The sequence below is a fragment of the Streptomyces sp. NPDC018019 genome, from assembly GCF_044327805.1.
In the GTDB taxonomy this organism is placed as follows: domain Bacteria; phylum Actinomycetota; class Actinomycetes; order Streptomycetales; family Streptomycetaceae; genus Streptomyces.
In genome coordinates this window covers 248,037-263,410 of sequence record NZ_JBIRGD010000001.1, presented here as the reverse complement: position 1 = coordinate 263,410, position 15,374 = coordinate 248,037, and the positions used below count along the sequence as shown (strand labels likewise).

10 protein-coding genes are annotated in these 15,374 nt (G+C 73.9%); 2 read left to right on the top strand and 8 right to left on the bottom strand.

Annotated elements, in window-relative coordinates; genetic code table 11:
- Positions 1-117: 117 nt before the first annotated feature.
- Positions 118-1,029 carry an SDR family oxidoreductase gene (locus ACH4FX_RS01280; protein WP_398474112.1) on the bottom strand — a complete coding sequence of 304 codons (912 nt, stop codon included), beginning with the start codon at positions 1,027-1,029 and terminating at the stop codon, positions 118-120.
- Positions 1,030-1,201: 172 nt separating this feature from the next.
- Between ACH4FX_RS01280 and ACH4FX_RS01275 the strand changes: the two genes are divergently transcribed.
- The gene (locus tag ACH4FX_RS01275) at positions 1,202-2,143 is read left to right on the top strand and encodes a cyclase family protein (protein ID WP_398474111.1); all 942 of its coding nucleotides are present in this window, start codon (positions 1,202-1,204) and stop codon (positions 2,141-2,143) included.
- Between the two features lie 237 nt (positions 2,144-2,380).
- Here the strand turns inward: ACH4FX_RS01275 and ACH4FX_RS01270 are convergent, their stop codons facing one another.
- The 6 genes from ACH4FX_RS01270 to ACH4FX_RS01245 all read right to left on the bottom strand — a co-directional run bounded on the left by ACH4FX_RS01270 (position 2,381) and on the right by ACH4FX_RS01245 (position 12,076).
- Positions 2,381-2,851, bottom strand: coding sequence for an ATP-binding protein (locus tag ACH4FX_RS01270; protein WP_398474110.1), 471 nt, complete (start codon positions 2,849-2,851; stop codon positions 2,381-2,383).
- Between the two features lie 414 nt (positions 2,852-3,265).
- The gene (locus tag ACH4FX_RS01265; protein WP_398474109.1) at positions 3,266-4,300 is read right to left on the bottom strand and encodes an acyl-CoA dehydrogenase family protein; all 1,035 of its coding nucleotides are present in this window, start codon (positions 4,298-4,300) and stop codon (positions 3,266-3,268) included.
- 8 nt (positions 4,301-4,308) lie between these two features.
- Positions 4,309-5,445, bottom strand: a complete 1,137-nt coding sequence (locus ACH4FX_RS01260; protein WP_398474108.1) for an acyl-CoA dehydrogenase family protein — start codon at positions 5,443-5,445, stop codon at positions 4,309-4,311.
- A 22-nt stretch (positions 5,446-5,467) separates the two neighbouring features.
- Positions 5,468-6,655, bottom strand: coding sequence for an amidohydrolase family protein (locus tag ACH4FX_RS01255; RefSeq protein WP_398474107.1), 1,188 nt, complete (start codon positions 6,653-6,655; stop codon positions 5,468-5,470).
- Between the two features lie 152 nt (positions 6,656-6,807).
- Positions 6,808-9,723 carry a serine/threonine protein kinase gene (locus ACH4FX_RS01250; protein ID WP_398474106.1) on the bottom strand — a complete coding sequence of 972 codons (2,916 nt, stop codon included), beginning with the start codon at positions 9,721-9,723 and terminating at the stop codon, positions 6,808-6,810.
- Positions 9,724-9,967: 244 nt separating this feature from the next.
- Positions 9,968-12,076, bottom strand: coding sequence for a serine/threonine-protein kinase (locus ACH4FX_RS01245; RefSeq protein ID WP_398474105.1), 2,109 nt, complete (start codon positions 12,074-12,076; stop codon positions 9,968-9,970).
- Positions 12,077-12,345: 269 nt separating this feature from the next.
- Between ACH4FX_RS01245 and ACH4FX_RS01240 the strand changes: the two genes are divergently transcribed.
- On the top strand, positions 12,346-13,650 hold the full coding sequence (locus ACH4FX_RS01240) for a serine hydrolase domain-containing protein (protein WP_398474104.1): 1,305 nt from the start codon (positions 12,346-12,348) through the stop codon (positions 13,648-13,650).
- 4 nt (positions 13,651-13,654) lie between these two features.
- Here ACH4FX_RS01240 and ACH4FX_RS01235 read toward each other — a convergent pair whose 3' ends face one another.
- A complete protein-coding gene (locus ACH4FX_RS01235; protein ID WP_398474103.1) occupies positions 13,655-15,361 on the bottom strand; it encodes a glycerol-3-phosphate dehydrogenase/oxidase in 1,707 nt (568 codons plus the stop codon).
- Positions 15,362-15,374 lie beyond the last annotated feature (13 nt).

The window sequence follows — 15,374 nt, the reverse complement described above, 5'->3', positions numbered from 1 at the left end:
CTGACCGCCCCGCGCAGCGGCCCCCGCCCGCCGCAGGCGCGAAGAGCGCGGCACCCGAACACGAACCGGCACCGACGCCTCGAATCACCGCGCCCGAAGGGCGCTCCGCAGCGGCGGCTACTCGTTGGGACGGCGGCCCTCGGCCGCCGCGGCGGCCATCGCCTCCACCCGTGCCAGCAGCGGCATCGGGTCCGCCCCCACCGACCCCGGCAGGAACTCCGCGATCTTCTCCGGCGTCCACCCGCCGTCCGCGTACGCGGCGCGCAGTTCCCTCGGCTGGGCCCATACGGCGATCTTGGGTCCGGCCACCGTGTAGACCTGCCCGGTGATCCGTTCCGCCGCGGCGCGGTCGCTGAGCAGGTACACGACGAGGGCCGCGACGTCCTCGGGCTCGCCGATCTCGGTCAGCTCCGTCGGTACACCGGCCGACATCCGCGTACGGGCGACCGGCGCCACCGCGTTGGCGGTCACGCCGTACCGGCTCAGACCCAGTGCGGCGCTGCGCACCAGGGAGATGACGCCGCCCTTGGCCGCCGCGTAGTTGGCCTGCGAGACGCTGCCCTGGTGGTTGCCGCTGGTGAAGCCGATGAGGGTGCCGGTCCGCTGCCGGCGCATGACGGCCGAGGCCGCGCGGAAGACGGTGAACGTGCCCTTCAGGTGCGTGGCGACGACCGGGTCCCACTCCTCCTCGGTCATGTTGAACAGCATCCGCTCGCGCAGGATGCCGGCCACGCAGACCGCGCCGTCGATGCGCCCGTACCGGGCGAGCGCCGTGTCCACGATGCGCCGGCCGCCGGCCATCGTGGACACGTCGTCCGCCACGGCGACCGCCTCGCCGCCGGCCTGCTCGATCTCCTTCGCCACCGCCTCGGCGACCTCGCTGCTCGGATCGGCGCCCGCGACCGACACCCCGTGGTCGTTGACGACCACCCGGGCGCCCTGTGCGGCGCAGGCGAGGGCCACCGCGCGGCCGATGCCGCGGCCCGCGCCGGTGACGGCGACCACCTTGCCCGCCAAGAAGTTCCCCATGCCGCGCCCCTTCCCGGAGTTTCTGACGGCCCGTTAGATTTTTGGGCAGACCCGCACCGAGCACAAGACCCGGCGCAGCCCGGGCGTCCGGAACAGCCCCGATGCGGCCCGGATGCGACCCCGGCATCCCGGGGGCGCCCCGGGCCCCCGCCCGCTCCCCCGAGGAGGGCCCATGCCACTGCCCGCCGAGTACCACGACCTCGCCAAGCGCGTGAACAACTGGGGGCGGTGGGGCGCGGACGACGAGATCGGCACCCTCAACCTGCTGACCCCCGAGGTCGTACGGGCCGCCGCCGCAACCGTCCGCACCGGCCGCCGCGTCCCGCTCGCGCTGCCCCTGCGGCAGGACGGCGTGCAGACCGGTCTGATCCCCGGCCGGATCAACCCGCTGCACACCATGACCGCGATCAACCAGGAACTGTTCGGCCCCGGTACGGTCGCCACCTCGGACGACGCCGTCACCATGGGCCTCCAGGCGGCCACCCACTGGGACGGCCTCACCCACGTCTCACACTCCGGGCGGCTCTACAACGGCCGCCCCGCCGACTCCGTCACCGCGCACGGCGGCGCCACCGTCCTGGGCATCGAGAAGGCGCCCCCGATCGTCTCGCGCGGGGTGCTGCTCGACGTCGCCCGGGTGCACGCCGGCCCCGCCGGGCCGCCCGGGCGGCTGCCCGGCGGACACGCCGTCACCCCGGAAGACCTGGACGCGGCGGAGGAGTTGGCCGGGACGCGGGTACGGTCCGGTGACATCGCCCTCGTCCGCACCGGGCAGCTGCGGCACTATCTGGCGGGCGACCGGGACGCGTACGCCTTCCCGTCCCCGGGGCTGTCCATCCGGACGCCCGAGTGGTTCCACGCGCGCGATGTCGCGGCCGTCGCCAACGACACGCTCACCTTCGAGATCTTCCCACCGGAGACCGACGGCCTGTGGATGCCGGTGCACGCGCTGCACCTGGTGGAGATGGGCATGCTCCAGGGCCAGAACTGGAACCTGGAGGAGCTGGCCGCGGCCTGCGCGGAGGAGAACCGCTACGCCTTCTTCCTCACGGCGATGGCCGAGCCGTTCGTCGGCGGCAGCGGGACGCCGGTGGCACCGGTCGCGGTGCTCTGAGGCGGCGGGCCCGGCGGACCGGCCGCCCGCCGGCCCCGTCCGTCCCAGCCGGATGGCGGTACGCCCGTGCGCACCCCGAGCGCGGCACCGCGGACCACCACCCGGCTACGGGACACGACCCGCACTCGCCGAGGCACCCGCCCCCGTAGCCTCGACGTCCCCTCGCGGCGAATCGCTCCACCCAAGCGTGATCACGCGGACACGCCACGTCAACACCTGGTCTGGACTTTCCTCCGGTCACGCGCGGTGCGGGATGGCGCAGTGCGACTCGTACGCGCCGAGGTCCGACCCCGCCATCAGCATCGACTGACCGCGGTCCACCTCGCACCAGATGCTCTTGCCGGCCCCCTCGGGCCGCCAGCCCCAGCGGTCCGCCAGCCCGTCGACCAGCTCCAGGCCGCGGCCGTTCGTGTCGTCACCGTCCGCGCGCCGGGGGCGTGGCGCGCGGGCGCTGCGATCCGCGACCTCGACCCGTACGGTGCCCACCACGGCACCCGAACCCGAGAAGCACATCCGCAGTTCGGCGGGGTTCCCGGTGTGCACGACGGCGTTGGTGACCAGCTCGGAGATCAGCAGGATCAGCGTCTCCGCCAACGGCTCGTCGGCCCCTATACCCGAGCCGGCCAGTCGCGACCTGGCCCACCTCCGGGCCCGCCCCACCTCCGCGGGGTCGGGCCGGACTTCCAACTGCACCTGAAGCACCTGCACCGCTCACACCATCCGAACCGGCGGACACATCGCCTCGCGCCTCATCGAGGTCACACTCCGTGACCCCGGTGATGCACAGCATGGTTGACGTTCAGTCACCCCAACAAGCGCTTCGGGCATATTCCAGCGCAAGGGAGTATGCGTGCTGCATACTGTGCGACGCGCTTTGCCGGGAGTCGAACAAGAGGGCCCCGCGCCCCTCCTTCGAGGGCGAGCGGAGCGCATTCGGGATCCCGGGTCGGTCACCACGACCCCACGGGAACAGTTGCGCCTCAGAACCACTCGCACCCAAGGGAGCGTACCCGAGCACGGCGCCGACTCCCCCCTGTGACGAGTGACGCCCGGGACACAACCCGATATCGACCCTCCGTGACCGCTTGCATGTACGGAATCCGACATTCCGCACAAGACGCGCTACACACCGATATCGTCACCCAGGAGGGCCTCGGCGAGGGCTTCTTCCGCCTTTGCCCCGCTCTGCCACTGTTCGATCCGCAGCCACGCCCGCTTGAGATGCAGGTGCACATCCGCCTCCCAGGTGAAGCCCATACCGCCGTGCACCTGAAGGCAGTCCCGGGCGTTGCGCACCGCCGCCTCGTCCGCGAGCAGCTTCGCACCGATTACTGGGAGTGACTGTCCGGTGAGCGAAGCCGCATACACAGCACTTCGGGCTATTTCCACGCGTATCAGCATCTCGGCGCACAGATGTTTCACTGCCTGGAACGATCCGATCCGTACCCCGAACTGCTCCCGCCGTCCGGCGTGTTCCACGGCCATCTCGACCGTACGGGCAGCGCTGCCCAGCTGGAGCGCGGCGGTCAGCAGGGCGGCCTCGCGGCGCAGGCGCGGCACGTCGAGAGCGCGCGGGGCGCGGCGCGGGTAGGACACCACGCGCGCTAGCGGGGTGAGCGGATCAATGGAACGGAGGTGCTCCAGAACGGGCCAGTCGGAAGCGCTCCAATACGCATTCCCGTACGCGGCCCCGGACGCGTTCCCGTACGCGGCCCCGGACGCACACCCGGACGCGTCCGCCCCCAGACCGCCCCCCTCCCCCTCAACCAAGATCAACTCATCGCAGTCCCCGGGGTGTTCCCACATCCCGGCCCCGTCCGCCCCCACATCGCACAGCCCCACCACCCGCTCCCCGGTGGCCGCGCCCGGCACCACCCCCGCGAGGAGGTGCCCCGCCACCAGCGGCCCCGGCAGCAGGGCCCGCCCCGCCTCCTCGAAGACCAGCACCGCGTCCGGCAGCCCGAGCCCCACCCCTCCATCCGTTTCCGGCAGCCGCAGCGCGAAGAACCCGGCGGCGCCCAGCTCGCGCCAGAGCGCACGGTCCAGGGCCGGGCTCTCCACCGCTTCCCGCAGCCGGTCCCGCCCGAAGCGGCGCGCCAGCAGGTCGCGCGCCGAAGCCCGCAAGGCCCGTTGGTCAGCGGTGGGTCGCAGGTCCACGGGCCCGCTCACCGTCCCTTCGGCAGGCCGAGGATGCGCTCGGCGATGATGTCGCGCTGGATCTGGGAGGTGCCGGCGGCGATCGTGTACGAGAGGGACGACAGCCGGGCCGCCGTCCACTCCTGGTCCGCGTCCAGCGCGCCGGCCGCCCCCAGCACCTCGGCGGCGGCGTCGTACAGCTCCTGGCGGGCCTGCGAATAGCGCAGCTTGAACACCGAGCCGCCCGCGTCCGGCACGCCGCCCGCCTCCCGGGCCGCGCCGACGTTCCACTGGATGAGCCGCCACAGCCCCGCGAACTCGGCGTTCAGCCGGCCCAGCCGACGGCGCAGCACCGGGTCGTCCCAGCGCCCGTTCGCCCGTGCCGTACGGGCCAGCTCGCCGAGGGTGCGGCGGCAGGCGACGACCTCGCCGACGAAGGCGGTGCCCCGCTCGAAGGACAGCGTGACCATGGTGACGCGCCAGCCGTCGTGTTCGGCGCCGACCCGGTTCGCCACCGGCACCCGCACCGCGTCGAGGAAGACCTCGGCGAACTCGGCCGGGCCGACGAGCGTACGCAGCGGCCGTACGGTGATGCCGGGCGCGTCCATCGGCATCGCCAGCCAGGAGATGCCCCGGTGCCGGGGCGCCTCAGGGTCCGTGCGCACCAGCAGCTCGCACCAGTCGGCGATCTCCGCGTGCGAGGTCCAGATCTTCTGCCCGGTGATCACATAGTCGGCACCGTCCCGTACGGCACGGGTGCGCAGCGCGGCGAGGTCGGAGCCCGCGTCCGGTTCGCTGAAGCCCTGGCACCAGACCGCCTCACCGCGCAGGATCGGCGGCAGCCAGCGGGCGCGCTGCTCGTCCGTGCCCTCGGCGGCGATGGTCGGCCCGGCGTGCAGCAGGCCGACGAAGTTGGCGCCGACGTAGGGCGCCCCGGCCCGCTCCGTCTCCTCCAGGAAGATCAGCCGCCGGGTGGGCGAGGCGTCCCAGTGCAGGCTGCCGTATCCGGCGTCGTACAGCCGCCGCTGCCAGCCGAGGTCGTACGCGCGCCGGCCGGGCCAGTCCAGCGGGTCGGGGCGCGGCGGCAGCTCCGGGAGCGCCTTGGCGAGCCATTCCCGCAGCCGGGCCCGGAACTCCTCCTCCTCGGGCGGGTACGTCAGGTCCATCGGCCGGGCCCCGTCCGCCCCATCAGTCCAGGTCCAGACCGAGCATGCGGATCGCGTTGCCGCGCATCAGCTTGTACACGGTCTCCTCGTCCAGCCCCCGCACATGGTCCAGGGCGACTTCCCTGGTGTGCGGGAACGTCGAGTCCACGTGCGGGTAGTCGGTCTCGAAGGTCGCGTTGTCCCGGCCGACCACGTCGAGCGAGGCGACGCCGTGCTTGTCGCGGAAGAAACAGCAGAAGATCTGCCGGTAGTAGTACGAAGAGGGCGGCTCGGGAATCAGGTCGCGTACGCCGCCCCAGGCCCGGTGCTCCTCCCACACGTCGTCGGCACGCTCCAGCGCGTACGGGATCCAGCCCATCTGGCCCTCGCTGTAGGCGAGTTTCAGGAGCGGGAACTTCACCAGGACGCCGCTGAAGAGGAAGTCCATCATCGACGCCATGGCGTTGTTGAAGCTCAGCGACGCCTGCACGGCGGGCGGCGCGTCGGGGGAGGCGGCCGGCATCTGCGAGCTGGACCCGATGTGCATGTTGACCACCGTCCCGGTCTCCTCGCAGGCCGCGAAGAACGGGTCCCAGTAGCCCGAGTGGATCGACGGCAGCCCCAGGTGGGTCGGGATCTCGCTGAACGTCACGGCCCGCACGCCGCGCTCCGCGTTCCGCCGCACCTCGGCGACGGCCAGGCCGATGTCCCACAGCGGCACGATGCACAGCGGGATCAGCCGCCCGCCGCTGTCCCCGCACCACTCCTCCACCATCCAGTCGTTGTACGCGCGCACGCACGCCAGGGCGACCTCCTTGTCGCGCGCCTCAGCGAAGGTCTGGCCGCAGAAGCGGGGGAACGTGGGGAAGCACAGCGACGCCTCGACGTGGTTGAGGTCCATGTCCTTGAGCCGTTCGGCCGGGTCCCAGCAGCCGGGGCGCATCTCGGCGCGGGTGATGCCTTCCAGCGTCATCTCGTCCCGGTCGAAGCCGACGGCGGCGATGTTGCGCTTGTACGGGAACTTCAGGTCCTCGTAGATCCACCAGTCGGTGGGCGGCCCTTCCGGGTCCATCGTGATCACGTACTTGCCGCCGGTGTACGCCAGCTCGCCGATCCCGGCGGTCAGCGGCCGCGGCCCCCGCTCCCGGTACCTCGCCGGCAGCCAGGTCTCGAAGAGGTGCGCGGGCTCGATGACGTGGTCGTCGACGCTGACGATGCGCGGCAGCTCCATCTGGTTCCCCTCCCGCGGTGCCCTCGGCCGGTGGCCGGCGGGCCGCCACGACCGAACCTGACGACCCGTCAGTTAGGAGGCTAGCCGCGCGCCGGAAGACCGACAAGGCGCTGTACGGCCCTCTCGCGGCGCGCCACGGGCGGGCCCGGGACTCAGTTGGGCCGGTAGGACCCCGTCGCCTGGTCGTACAGGCGGTCGACCTCGCGGCGGTCGTTGTCCGGGCCGAGGACCTGGACGATGTGGTAGCGGCCGTTGTGGATCATGGCGAGGTTGCGGACGTAGACCTGGCGGCCACTGCTGTCCTGCCAGGTGAAGGTGCCCTCGGCCATGGCGGCCCGGCCGACGTCGATGCGGCGCAGGCCGGAGGAGCCGGACCAGCTGGACTCCCGGTACGGGGCCAGTTCGGCCTCCTTGTCCTGCTGGTAGGCCATCGGGTCGGTGCCGTAGCGGGACGTGGTGTCGCGGCCGGGCACGATCAGCAGCTCGAAGCCGTTGCCCAGGTAGCGGACCTGGCCGCGCTCGTTCTCCCCGCGGCGCTGCCAGCCCTTGTGGACGGCGACCTGGAAGCCCTCCGGGTCCTTGCGCACCTCGAAGCCCTCGGCGAGGCCGGCCGGTTCGGTGGTCTGCGGCTGCCGCGCGCGGGCGCCCTGGTCGCCGGAGCGGCTGCCGGTGCCGCCGTCCGGGGTGGAGCTCTGGTTGCCCACCGCTCCCTTGCGTTCCCGGACGCTGTCCGCACCGCGCTCCCCCGAGCCGGCCTCCGGCATGAACAGGAACGCGTACAGCACCGCCCCGGCCAACAGCAGGAACACCAGTCCCACCAGCAGCCGCCCCAGGTGGCGCGGGCCGCGTCCGCCCGGTGGTGTGGCGCCCTCGATGCGCCGGATCTGCTTGGCGGGGCGCGGCTGCCGGGCCGCACGCGCCGGTTTGGGGCGGCGCGGAGGCCGGGCGGAGGACCCGAGCGGCTGGTCGGGGGCCGGGTAGGGGTGCCGGCCTTCTCCGGGGCGGGAGTGGGGAGGGGCGTGGTCGGCCGACGGCGGCGGGACGGGCGGGGATGCCTGCGGGGCCGCGGGCGTACCCGGGTGCTCGGCACGGGCCTCGGTGAGACCCGGCTGAGCGTGCTGGGCGGTCTCCCGGTACGCCACGGCCCGGCGCTTGCCCTTCGGCTGCCGCGGGAGCCTGGCGGGGCGCGGCGGCCGGGACTGGCGCGCCTTCTTGTGCCGCCCCTTGCGGACGAGTTCGCCCCGGCGCCGCAGGATCGGCAGCCGCCGGGAATCGACGGGCCCTTCCAGCGACGGCACGGTCACGACCCGGCTGCCCACCTCCGGCTCCGGCGCGGTACGGATCAGCGACCGCAGCCAGCCGCGCAGTTCCTCGAAGTCCGGGCGGTCGGCCGGGTCCTGCCGCATCAGCGACTCGACGACCGGCCGCAGCGCGCCGCACTCCTCCGCGTACGAGGGCGGCTCCGAGCACACCAGCTGCACCAGTTCGGCGGCGCTGTCCTCCGGGTACGCGGAGTGCCCCTGCACGATGCGGAACAGCAGCGCGCCGACCGCCCACAGATCGGTGGCCGGGCCGACCGGGGGCGCGAGCTGCCAGTTCGCGTGGACCGGACCGGCCTGCTCCGGCGCCCAGCGCTCGGTGACCGGTCCAACGACGTTGATGCGTACCTGCCGGGCCCGCTCGGCGGCCAGGGCCGCGCTCGGTCGGCCGTAGGCACCGGAACGATCCGCCGGATGCCTTTCCGTCGGACATTCTTCCGCCGAATACTGCGCCTCCGGCCGGTCCGGCCGCCCCGGCTGCTCCGGCCGGTCCGTCTGTTGCGGCCGGTCCGTCTGTTGCGGCTGTTCTGCCTGTTGCGGCTGTTGCGGCTCGCTCGGTGTCCGCGGGCCCGGTTCCTTGGACAAGGAGGGGCCGGCTTCCGGCGCCGGCCGCTGTATCGGCAGCGGGTGCGGCACCTGGACGCCGGTGCGCGGCCCCGGCCCCGGCAGGCTGCCGCCGTACGCGGCGCTGCCCGGCAGGATCGGAGAGGAGGGGTGGGCCTGATGCGCCTGATGCGCCTGGTGGGCCGCGTCAGCCGCATCAGCCGGAGGTGCCGGAGCGGTGATGTGGTCCCGGTACGGGCTGAAGTGCGGGTCGGCCGGATGCGCCGGGTCGGCGGGCGCGCCGTCGCCGACGGACGTTCGGGCGGCTGCCGCCCGGGTACCCGCCTGGTAGGCGGCGATGGCCCCCGCGCGGGCCCGGCGCGCGTCCGTCCCGGGCGCGGCATCCCGCTCTCCGGCATCGCCCGCTCCCGGAGCACCAGGCTCCGCTTCATCCCGTCCGGACGCCCCCGCCGGCGCGGACGCCTGCTCCGGTACGGACGCCTGCTCCGGTGCGGACATCCGCTCCGGTACGGACGCCGCCCCCCGCGCCTCGGTCTGCCCCGCCGCGCCCTCCTCCCGCGGCACCGGGTCGTACCCGCACAGCGCCTCCTCCGCCGCGCCCGCCGCCAGGCCGGTCAGGATCGCCCGGCCGTCGTCGCAGATCAGGACCGTGCGGACGGTGATGTTGCGGTGCGTCCAGCCGTGCGCGTGCAGGGCGCGCAGGGCGGTGAGGAGGTCGGCGGCGACCTCGGCGGCGCGGTGCGGGGTCAGGGTGCGTTCGGCGAGCAGCGCGGCGAGCGGCCGGGCCGCGACGCGCTCACTGACGATCCACAGACTGCCGTCCTGCGCGAAGACGTCGAAGACCTGGTCGAGTTGCGGGTGGTCGGGCAGCCGGGCCGCGGCGGTGGCGGCCTCCAGGGCCCGGCGTACGGCGGGGTCGTGCGGTGTCCGGTCGGCGCCGGCCGTCCAGGGACCGCGGGCGCCGGGCGCGGGCCGCCCGGCCGGGCCCCCGGCGTCGAGCAGTTCCGCGTCCACCACCTCGGGCAGCGGCACCTGGCGCACCAGGACCTCCTGGCCGCTGTAGGTGTCGAAGGCCCGGGTCTCGGCGAACTCGTACACGTCCGACGGCGGCACCGGCAGGCGGTAGCGCTCGGCGAGCACTCTTCCCGCGTACTCGTCCACGACGCCTCCCAGCGCGCGTTTCACGCCGCCTGCCCGTCTTTGTCCGGGAGCGTCCGGCCCCACCGGTCACCCGCGGTGGTCAAAACCGGTCGCTTTCCTTCCGATTGCGGCTGCGTACGGTCTACGGGGTCTCACGATACGTGCCGGAGGCGCGGGTTGAGGAGCGCTCCGGCCAACAGTTCCCCCAGGACTTCGCCGCCGCCCTGCGGCCGTCACCGCGCCCACCTCGCCGGCCTGCGCACCTCTGCGGTACGCACGCCGCGGAAGGTCAGTCCTTCACCTGGAACGTCGCGAAGGCGGTGTCCCGCAGCCGGCGGCACTCCGCCGCGTCCCAGGCGTCCGCCTTGCAGGTGATCATGATCGCGTAGCCGTGCCGGTCGTCGGCGCGGAAGCCGCGGTTGAGCACGCGGACGTCCTGGCCGCCCTGCTTGCGCGTGAACGACCAGTCGGCGACCGTCGGGTACCCCCGCCACTGAACCGTCTTGATGTCGATGCGGTGGTAGTTCTCGCTGCTGCGGCCGACCGCGGGCTCCAGGCTGCGCCAGGCGGCCGCCGCGTCGCTGCCGGGCTTGGCGTTGTAGTCGATCTGGACGCGCGGGAAGCCGCCCCCGGCGCTGTAGACGGCGCCGGAGTTCTGGCCGGCCGTGTCCGTCTGCTTCCACCCGGACGGCAGCGCGACGGCGAAGTGGAACCCGGCGTTCGCCACCGTCCCGTACCCCTGCGGCAGTGCCGCTCCGTCCTTGCCCGCGCCGCCCGGCGTGCCGTTCCCGCCGTTCTGGCCGCCCGGCCTGCCGTCCGCCGGCTGCGACGCGTTGCCGTCGGCGCCCTTCCCGGAACCGGTGCCCTCGGAGGAAGCGGCCTGGCCGGTCGCGGCCGGGCCCGCCGCCCGGCCGCCGCCCTTCTCGTCCTCGCCGCTCAGCGCGAAGGCCAGCACCGTGCCCAGGACGGCGAGCACCACGACCACCGCGGCGATGACGAGCGTCCGGCGCGGTACGACGTCGGTGACGGACGCCTTCGGCGGGCCGGACCGGCGCGCACCGTCGTCCGGCTTCGCTTCCGGCCGGGCCGCGGCGACCGCGGCGGCGGCCGCCTTGCGCACCGTCTGGAGCGCGCTGCGGACCTTCTCCTTGGCGCCCTCCGACTCGAAGCCCGTACGCCCGGCGGAGCCGACCGCCGTCGGCCAGTTCTTCGGCCCGTTCGTCGAGCCGGTCTGCGCCGACTGGCCACGCGTCGTGGAGGACGTGGTGGCCGCCTTGGCGCCGGAGCCCGTGCCCGTGCGCGAGGTCTCCGTGAGCGGACCGGCCGCCGATGCCGCGCGCGCGCCGGACGCCGCGGACGCGCCGCCGCGGCCCGCCTCCGGCGCGCGTCTCTCGTCTTCCTTCGGGCGCGGCTTCGGCTTCCACTGCGGGCGCGGCGCCGACGGCTTGGAACGCGCCTGCTCCCGGTCCCGGTCCTTGGCCTTGACCGGGGGCTCCTCCGGGACGACCGGCAGCGCCATCGCGCGCGTCGCGTCGGGCGGTTCCGGGCCGGTGTCCTCCGGCGCGTTGGCCGCGTCCAGGAGCAGCGCCCGCGCGCCCCGGTCGTCGAGCCGGGCCGCCGGGTCCTTCACCAGCAGCCCGTAGATGACCTCTTCCAGCATGCCGGCGCTCTTCGGCGGCTCCAGCGGCTCGGTCATCACCGCGGTCAGCGTGGCGATCGCCGAGCCCTTGTCGTACGGGGGCACGCCCTCGACGCAGGCGTACAGCAGGCCGCCCAGCGACCACAGGTCGGCCGGGGGTCCCGGCTTCTGGCCGCGGGCCCGCTCGGGAGATATGTAGGACGGCGCGCCGACCAGCATGCCGGTGGAGGTCAGCGAGGGGTCCCCCTCCACCTGGGCGATGCCGAAGTCGGTGAGCACGACCCGGCCGTCGTCGGACATCAGGACGTTGGACGGCTTCACGTCGCGGTGCAGGATGCCCTCGCGGTGCGCGGCGCGCAGCACGTCGAGGACGGCCAGGCCGACCTCCGCCGCCCGGCGCGGCGTCAGCGGGCCGTCGTCGCGCACCACCTCGGCCAGCGAACGGCCCTCGACCAGTTCCATCACGATCCACGGGCGGTCGTCCTCGTCGACCACGTCGTAGACCGTCACCGCGCCGTTGTTGCGGATGCGGGCGATCGCCTTGGCCTCCCGCAGCGTACGGGTGATCAGCCGGCGCTTCTCGTCCTCCTCGACCCCGCCAGGGAAGCGCAGTTCCTTGACCGCGACGATACGGCCGAGCACTTCGTCCCGTGCGCGCCAGACCGTACCCATTCCGCCCCGGCCGAGGACTTCGGCGAGCCGGTACCGGCCGGCGAGCAGCCTGCCCTCCTTGCCGTCCATCTCGACCTCGTCGCCCACTGAATCCCCTCTGCAATCCAGCCGAGTTGGCATCTCGAACACGCGTCGATCACCAAACTGGCCCAACTCGGACAACCCACCCTGGCGGAGCCCTCATTCTCTCTCATCCGCGCCTGTGGGGAAGGCCAGGGTCCACGACTCGGCGCCTGTTGTGCACCCGCCATGATGGCCTGTACGGGCGGCACGGCCGCTGACGAGGGCATCGTCGGCGCGGTGCGGACGGGCGCCGGGACGCGGGAACCACGACAGGAACGAGGCCGGAAACGACGATGTGGCACCTCCCCGCCGCCACCCGGACCGCCGCCGAGCGGACCGCCGCCTTCCGGGCCGCCACCGCCGACCGGAGCTCGTACACCGGAGCCCCGCGCCCGTCCCGCGCCCCCGGCCGCCTGCCCGTCCTCACCGTCGTCCTGGCCGTCCTCGCCGCCCTGGCCACCCTCACCTCCTGTACCGGCGTACGGGCCCCGCAGCGCACGGCCCCCCTCCCGGCGCCGCTCACGCTCCCGCCGGACCGGACCACGCCCGCGCTGCGCCGGCTGGTGCACGACGGGGCGCCCGGCGCCGCCGCCCTGAGCACCGTCGGCGCCCGCGGCCAGGCGTCCCGCTTCGCCACCGCGGGCGTCGCCGACCTGCGCAGCGGCCGGACCATACGGCGCGCCGACCACTTCCGCGCGGGCAGCCTGACCAAGCCCTTCGTGGCGGCCGTGGTCCTCCAGCTCGCCGCCGAGCACCGGCTCGGCCTCCAGGACCCGGTCCTGCGCCGGCTGCCCCGCAGCCTCCGGGACGCGGCCGGGGGCGCCGCCGGCGAGCTGTCCCGCGTAACGATCCGCCAGTTGCTGGACCACACGAGCGGCTTGTTCAACTACACCCGGGACCGGCGGCTGGCCCGGCAGCTGTACGGCAGCGGCTTCCGCGCCCACCGCTACGACTCGCACACCCCCGCCGAGCTGCTGCGCACCGCCCTGAGCCATCCGCCGACCGCGCCCCCGGGCGCCCGGTACGCGTACTCCAACACCAATTACCTGCTTCTGGGCCTGGTCATCGAACACGTCACCGGGCATCCGTACGCCGAAGAGGTGACCCGGCGCATCGTCCGGCCGGTACGGCTTTCCGGTACGTCCTTCCCCGGCACCGACCCGGCCCTGCCCGAACCGTACGGGCGCGGCTACTCCCTGGTCGGCGCGCGCCGGGTGGACGCCACCGCCCTCGACCCGAGCCGGGCCGGGTCCGCGGGCGAGATGGTGACCACGCTCGGCGACCTCAACCGGTTCTTCGCCGCCCTCCTCGGCGGCGAGCTGCTGCCGCCGCGCGAGACGGCGCAGCTGCGGAACGCGTCGCGGACGGGCGGCGCGTACGGCCTGGGCCTGTACGCCGTCGAGCTGCCCTGCGGCACCACCGTGTGGGGGCACAACGGCGACATCAACGGCTCGTACGCCCAGACCGCCACCACGGCGGACGGCCGCCACGTGCTGAGCCTGCACGTCAACACGGACACCCGGGCCGCGGCGGACCACGCCGTGTCCGTCCTGGCGGCGGAGTTCTGCCGGGCGGGTCCGCCCGGCAGAACCGGCTGAGGGGCTACAGCGGAACGATGTCCGGCGCCCCCAGCCGCGCCGCGTCGGCCGTCAGGTCGTCCGGCTGCCGCTGCGACTCCCGCTCCGCCTCGACCCGCTTCTCGTAGTGCTGCACCTCGCGGTCGACCTGGTCCGCGTCCCAGCCCAGCACCGGCGCCATCAGCTCGGCGCACTCCCGCGCGCTGCGGGTGCCCCGGTCGAAGGTCTCGATGGAGATGCGGGTGCGGCGGGTGAGGACGTCGTCGAGGTGCCGCGCCCCTTCGTGGGTGCAGGCGTAGACCACCTCGGCGCGCAGGTAGTCGTCGGCGGCGGCGAGCGGTTCGCCGAGCGCCGGGTCGGCCACGACGAGTTCGAGGACTTCGTCGGCCAGCGCGCCGTATCGATTCAGCAGGTGCTCGACGCGCACCACGTGCAGCCCGGTGCGCGCGGCCGTCTGGGCGCGCGCGTTCCACATCGCCTTGTAGCCCTCGGCGCCGACGAGCGGCGTGTCCTCCGTGACGCACTCGGCGACCCTCTGGTCGAGCCCGTGCACCGCCTCGTCCACCGCGTCCTTGGCCATGACCCGGTACGTCGTGTACTTGCCGCCCGCGACCACGACGACGCCCGGCACCGGGTGCGCGACCGTGTGCTCGCGCGACAGCTTGCTGGTCGCGTCCGACTCACCGGCCAGCAGGGGGCGCAGGCCCGCGTACACGCCCTCCACGTCGTCGCGCGTCAGGGGCACCGCGAGCACCGAGTTCACATGCTCCAGCAGGTAGTCGATGTCGGCGCTGGACGCGGCCGGGTGCGCCTTGTCCAGGTCCCAGTCCGTGTCGGTGGTGCCGACGATCCAGTGCCGGCCCCACGGGATCACGAACAGCACGCTCTTCTCCGTGCGCAGGATCAGCCCGGTCGTCGAGTGGATCCGGTCCTTGGGCACGACCAGGTGGATGCCCTTCGACGCCCGTACGTGGAACTGCCCGCGTTCCCCGATCAGGGCCTGGGTGTCGTCGGTCCACACACCGGTCGCGTTGACCACCTGGCGCGCCCGCACCTCGTACTCGCCGCCCCCCTCGACGTCCTGCACCCGGGCGCCGACCACGCGCTCGCCCTCGCGCAGGAAGCCGACCACCCGGGCCCGGTTGGCGGCCTCCGCGCCGTACAGGGCGGCGGTCCGCACCAGGTTCATCACGAAGCGGGCGTCGTCCACCTGGGCGTCGTAGTACTGCAACGCGCCGACCAGGGCGTCCTTCTTCAGGCAGGGCGCCACCCGGAGGGCGCGCTTGTGCGAGAGGTGCCGGTGCACGGGCAGTCCGCGGCCGTGCCCGGAGGAGACCGACATGCCGTCGTAGAGCGCGACGCCGGAGCCCGCGTACCAGCGCTCCCAGCCCTTGTGGGTGAGCGGGTAGAGGAACGGCACCGGCTTGACCAGGTGCGGCGCGAGCCGTTCCAGCAGCAGCCCGCGCTCCTTCAGCGCTTCCCGTACGAGCGCGAAGTCCAGCATCTCCAGGTAGCGCAGCCCGCCGTGGATGAGCTTGCTCGACCGGCTCGACGTGCCCGACGACCAGTCGCGGGCCTCGACCAGCCCGGTGGCCAGCCCGCGGGTCGCCGCGTCCAGCGCCGTACCGGCGCCGACCACCCCGCCGCCGACGACCAAAACATCCAGCTCCCGTTCCGCCATCCGTGCGAGCGCTTCCGCGCGCTGGGCCGGTCCGAGTGTCGCTGTCCTCACCGCTGCCTCCCGC

What these genes read in the sequence shown, in the direction of transcription:
- ACH4FX_RS01280 (WP_398474112.1), bottom strand. Translation starts at nt 1,029, where the DNA reads ATGGGGAACTTCTTGGCGGGCAAGGTGGTCGCCGTCACCGGCGCGGGC.
- ACH4FX_RS01240 (WP_398474104.1), top strand. Translation starts at nt 12,346, where the DNA reads ATGTGGCACCTCCCCGCCGCCACCCGGACCGCCGCCGAGCGGACCGCC.
- ACH4FX_RS01255 (WP_398474107.1), bottom strand. Translation starts at nt 6,655, where the DNA reads ATGGAGCTGCCGCGCATCGTCAGCGTCGACGACCACGTCATCGAGCCC.
- ACH4FX_RS01260 (WP_398474108.1), bottom strand. Translation starts at nt 5,445, where the DNA reads ATGGACCTGACGTACCCGCCCGAGGAGGAGGAGTTCCGGGCCCGGCTG.
- ACH4FX_RS01275 (WP_398474111.1), top strand. Translation starts at nt 1,202, where the DNA reads ATGCCACTGCCCGCCGAGTACCACGACCTCGCCAAGCGCGTGAACAAC.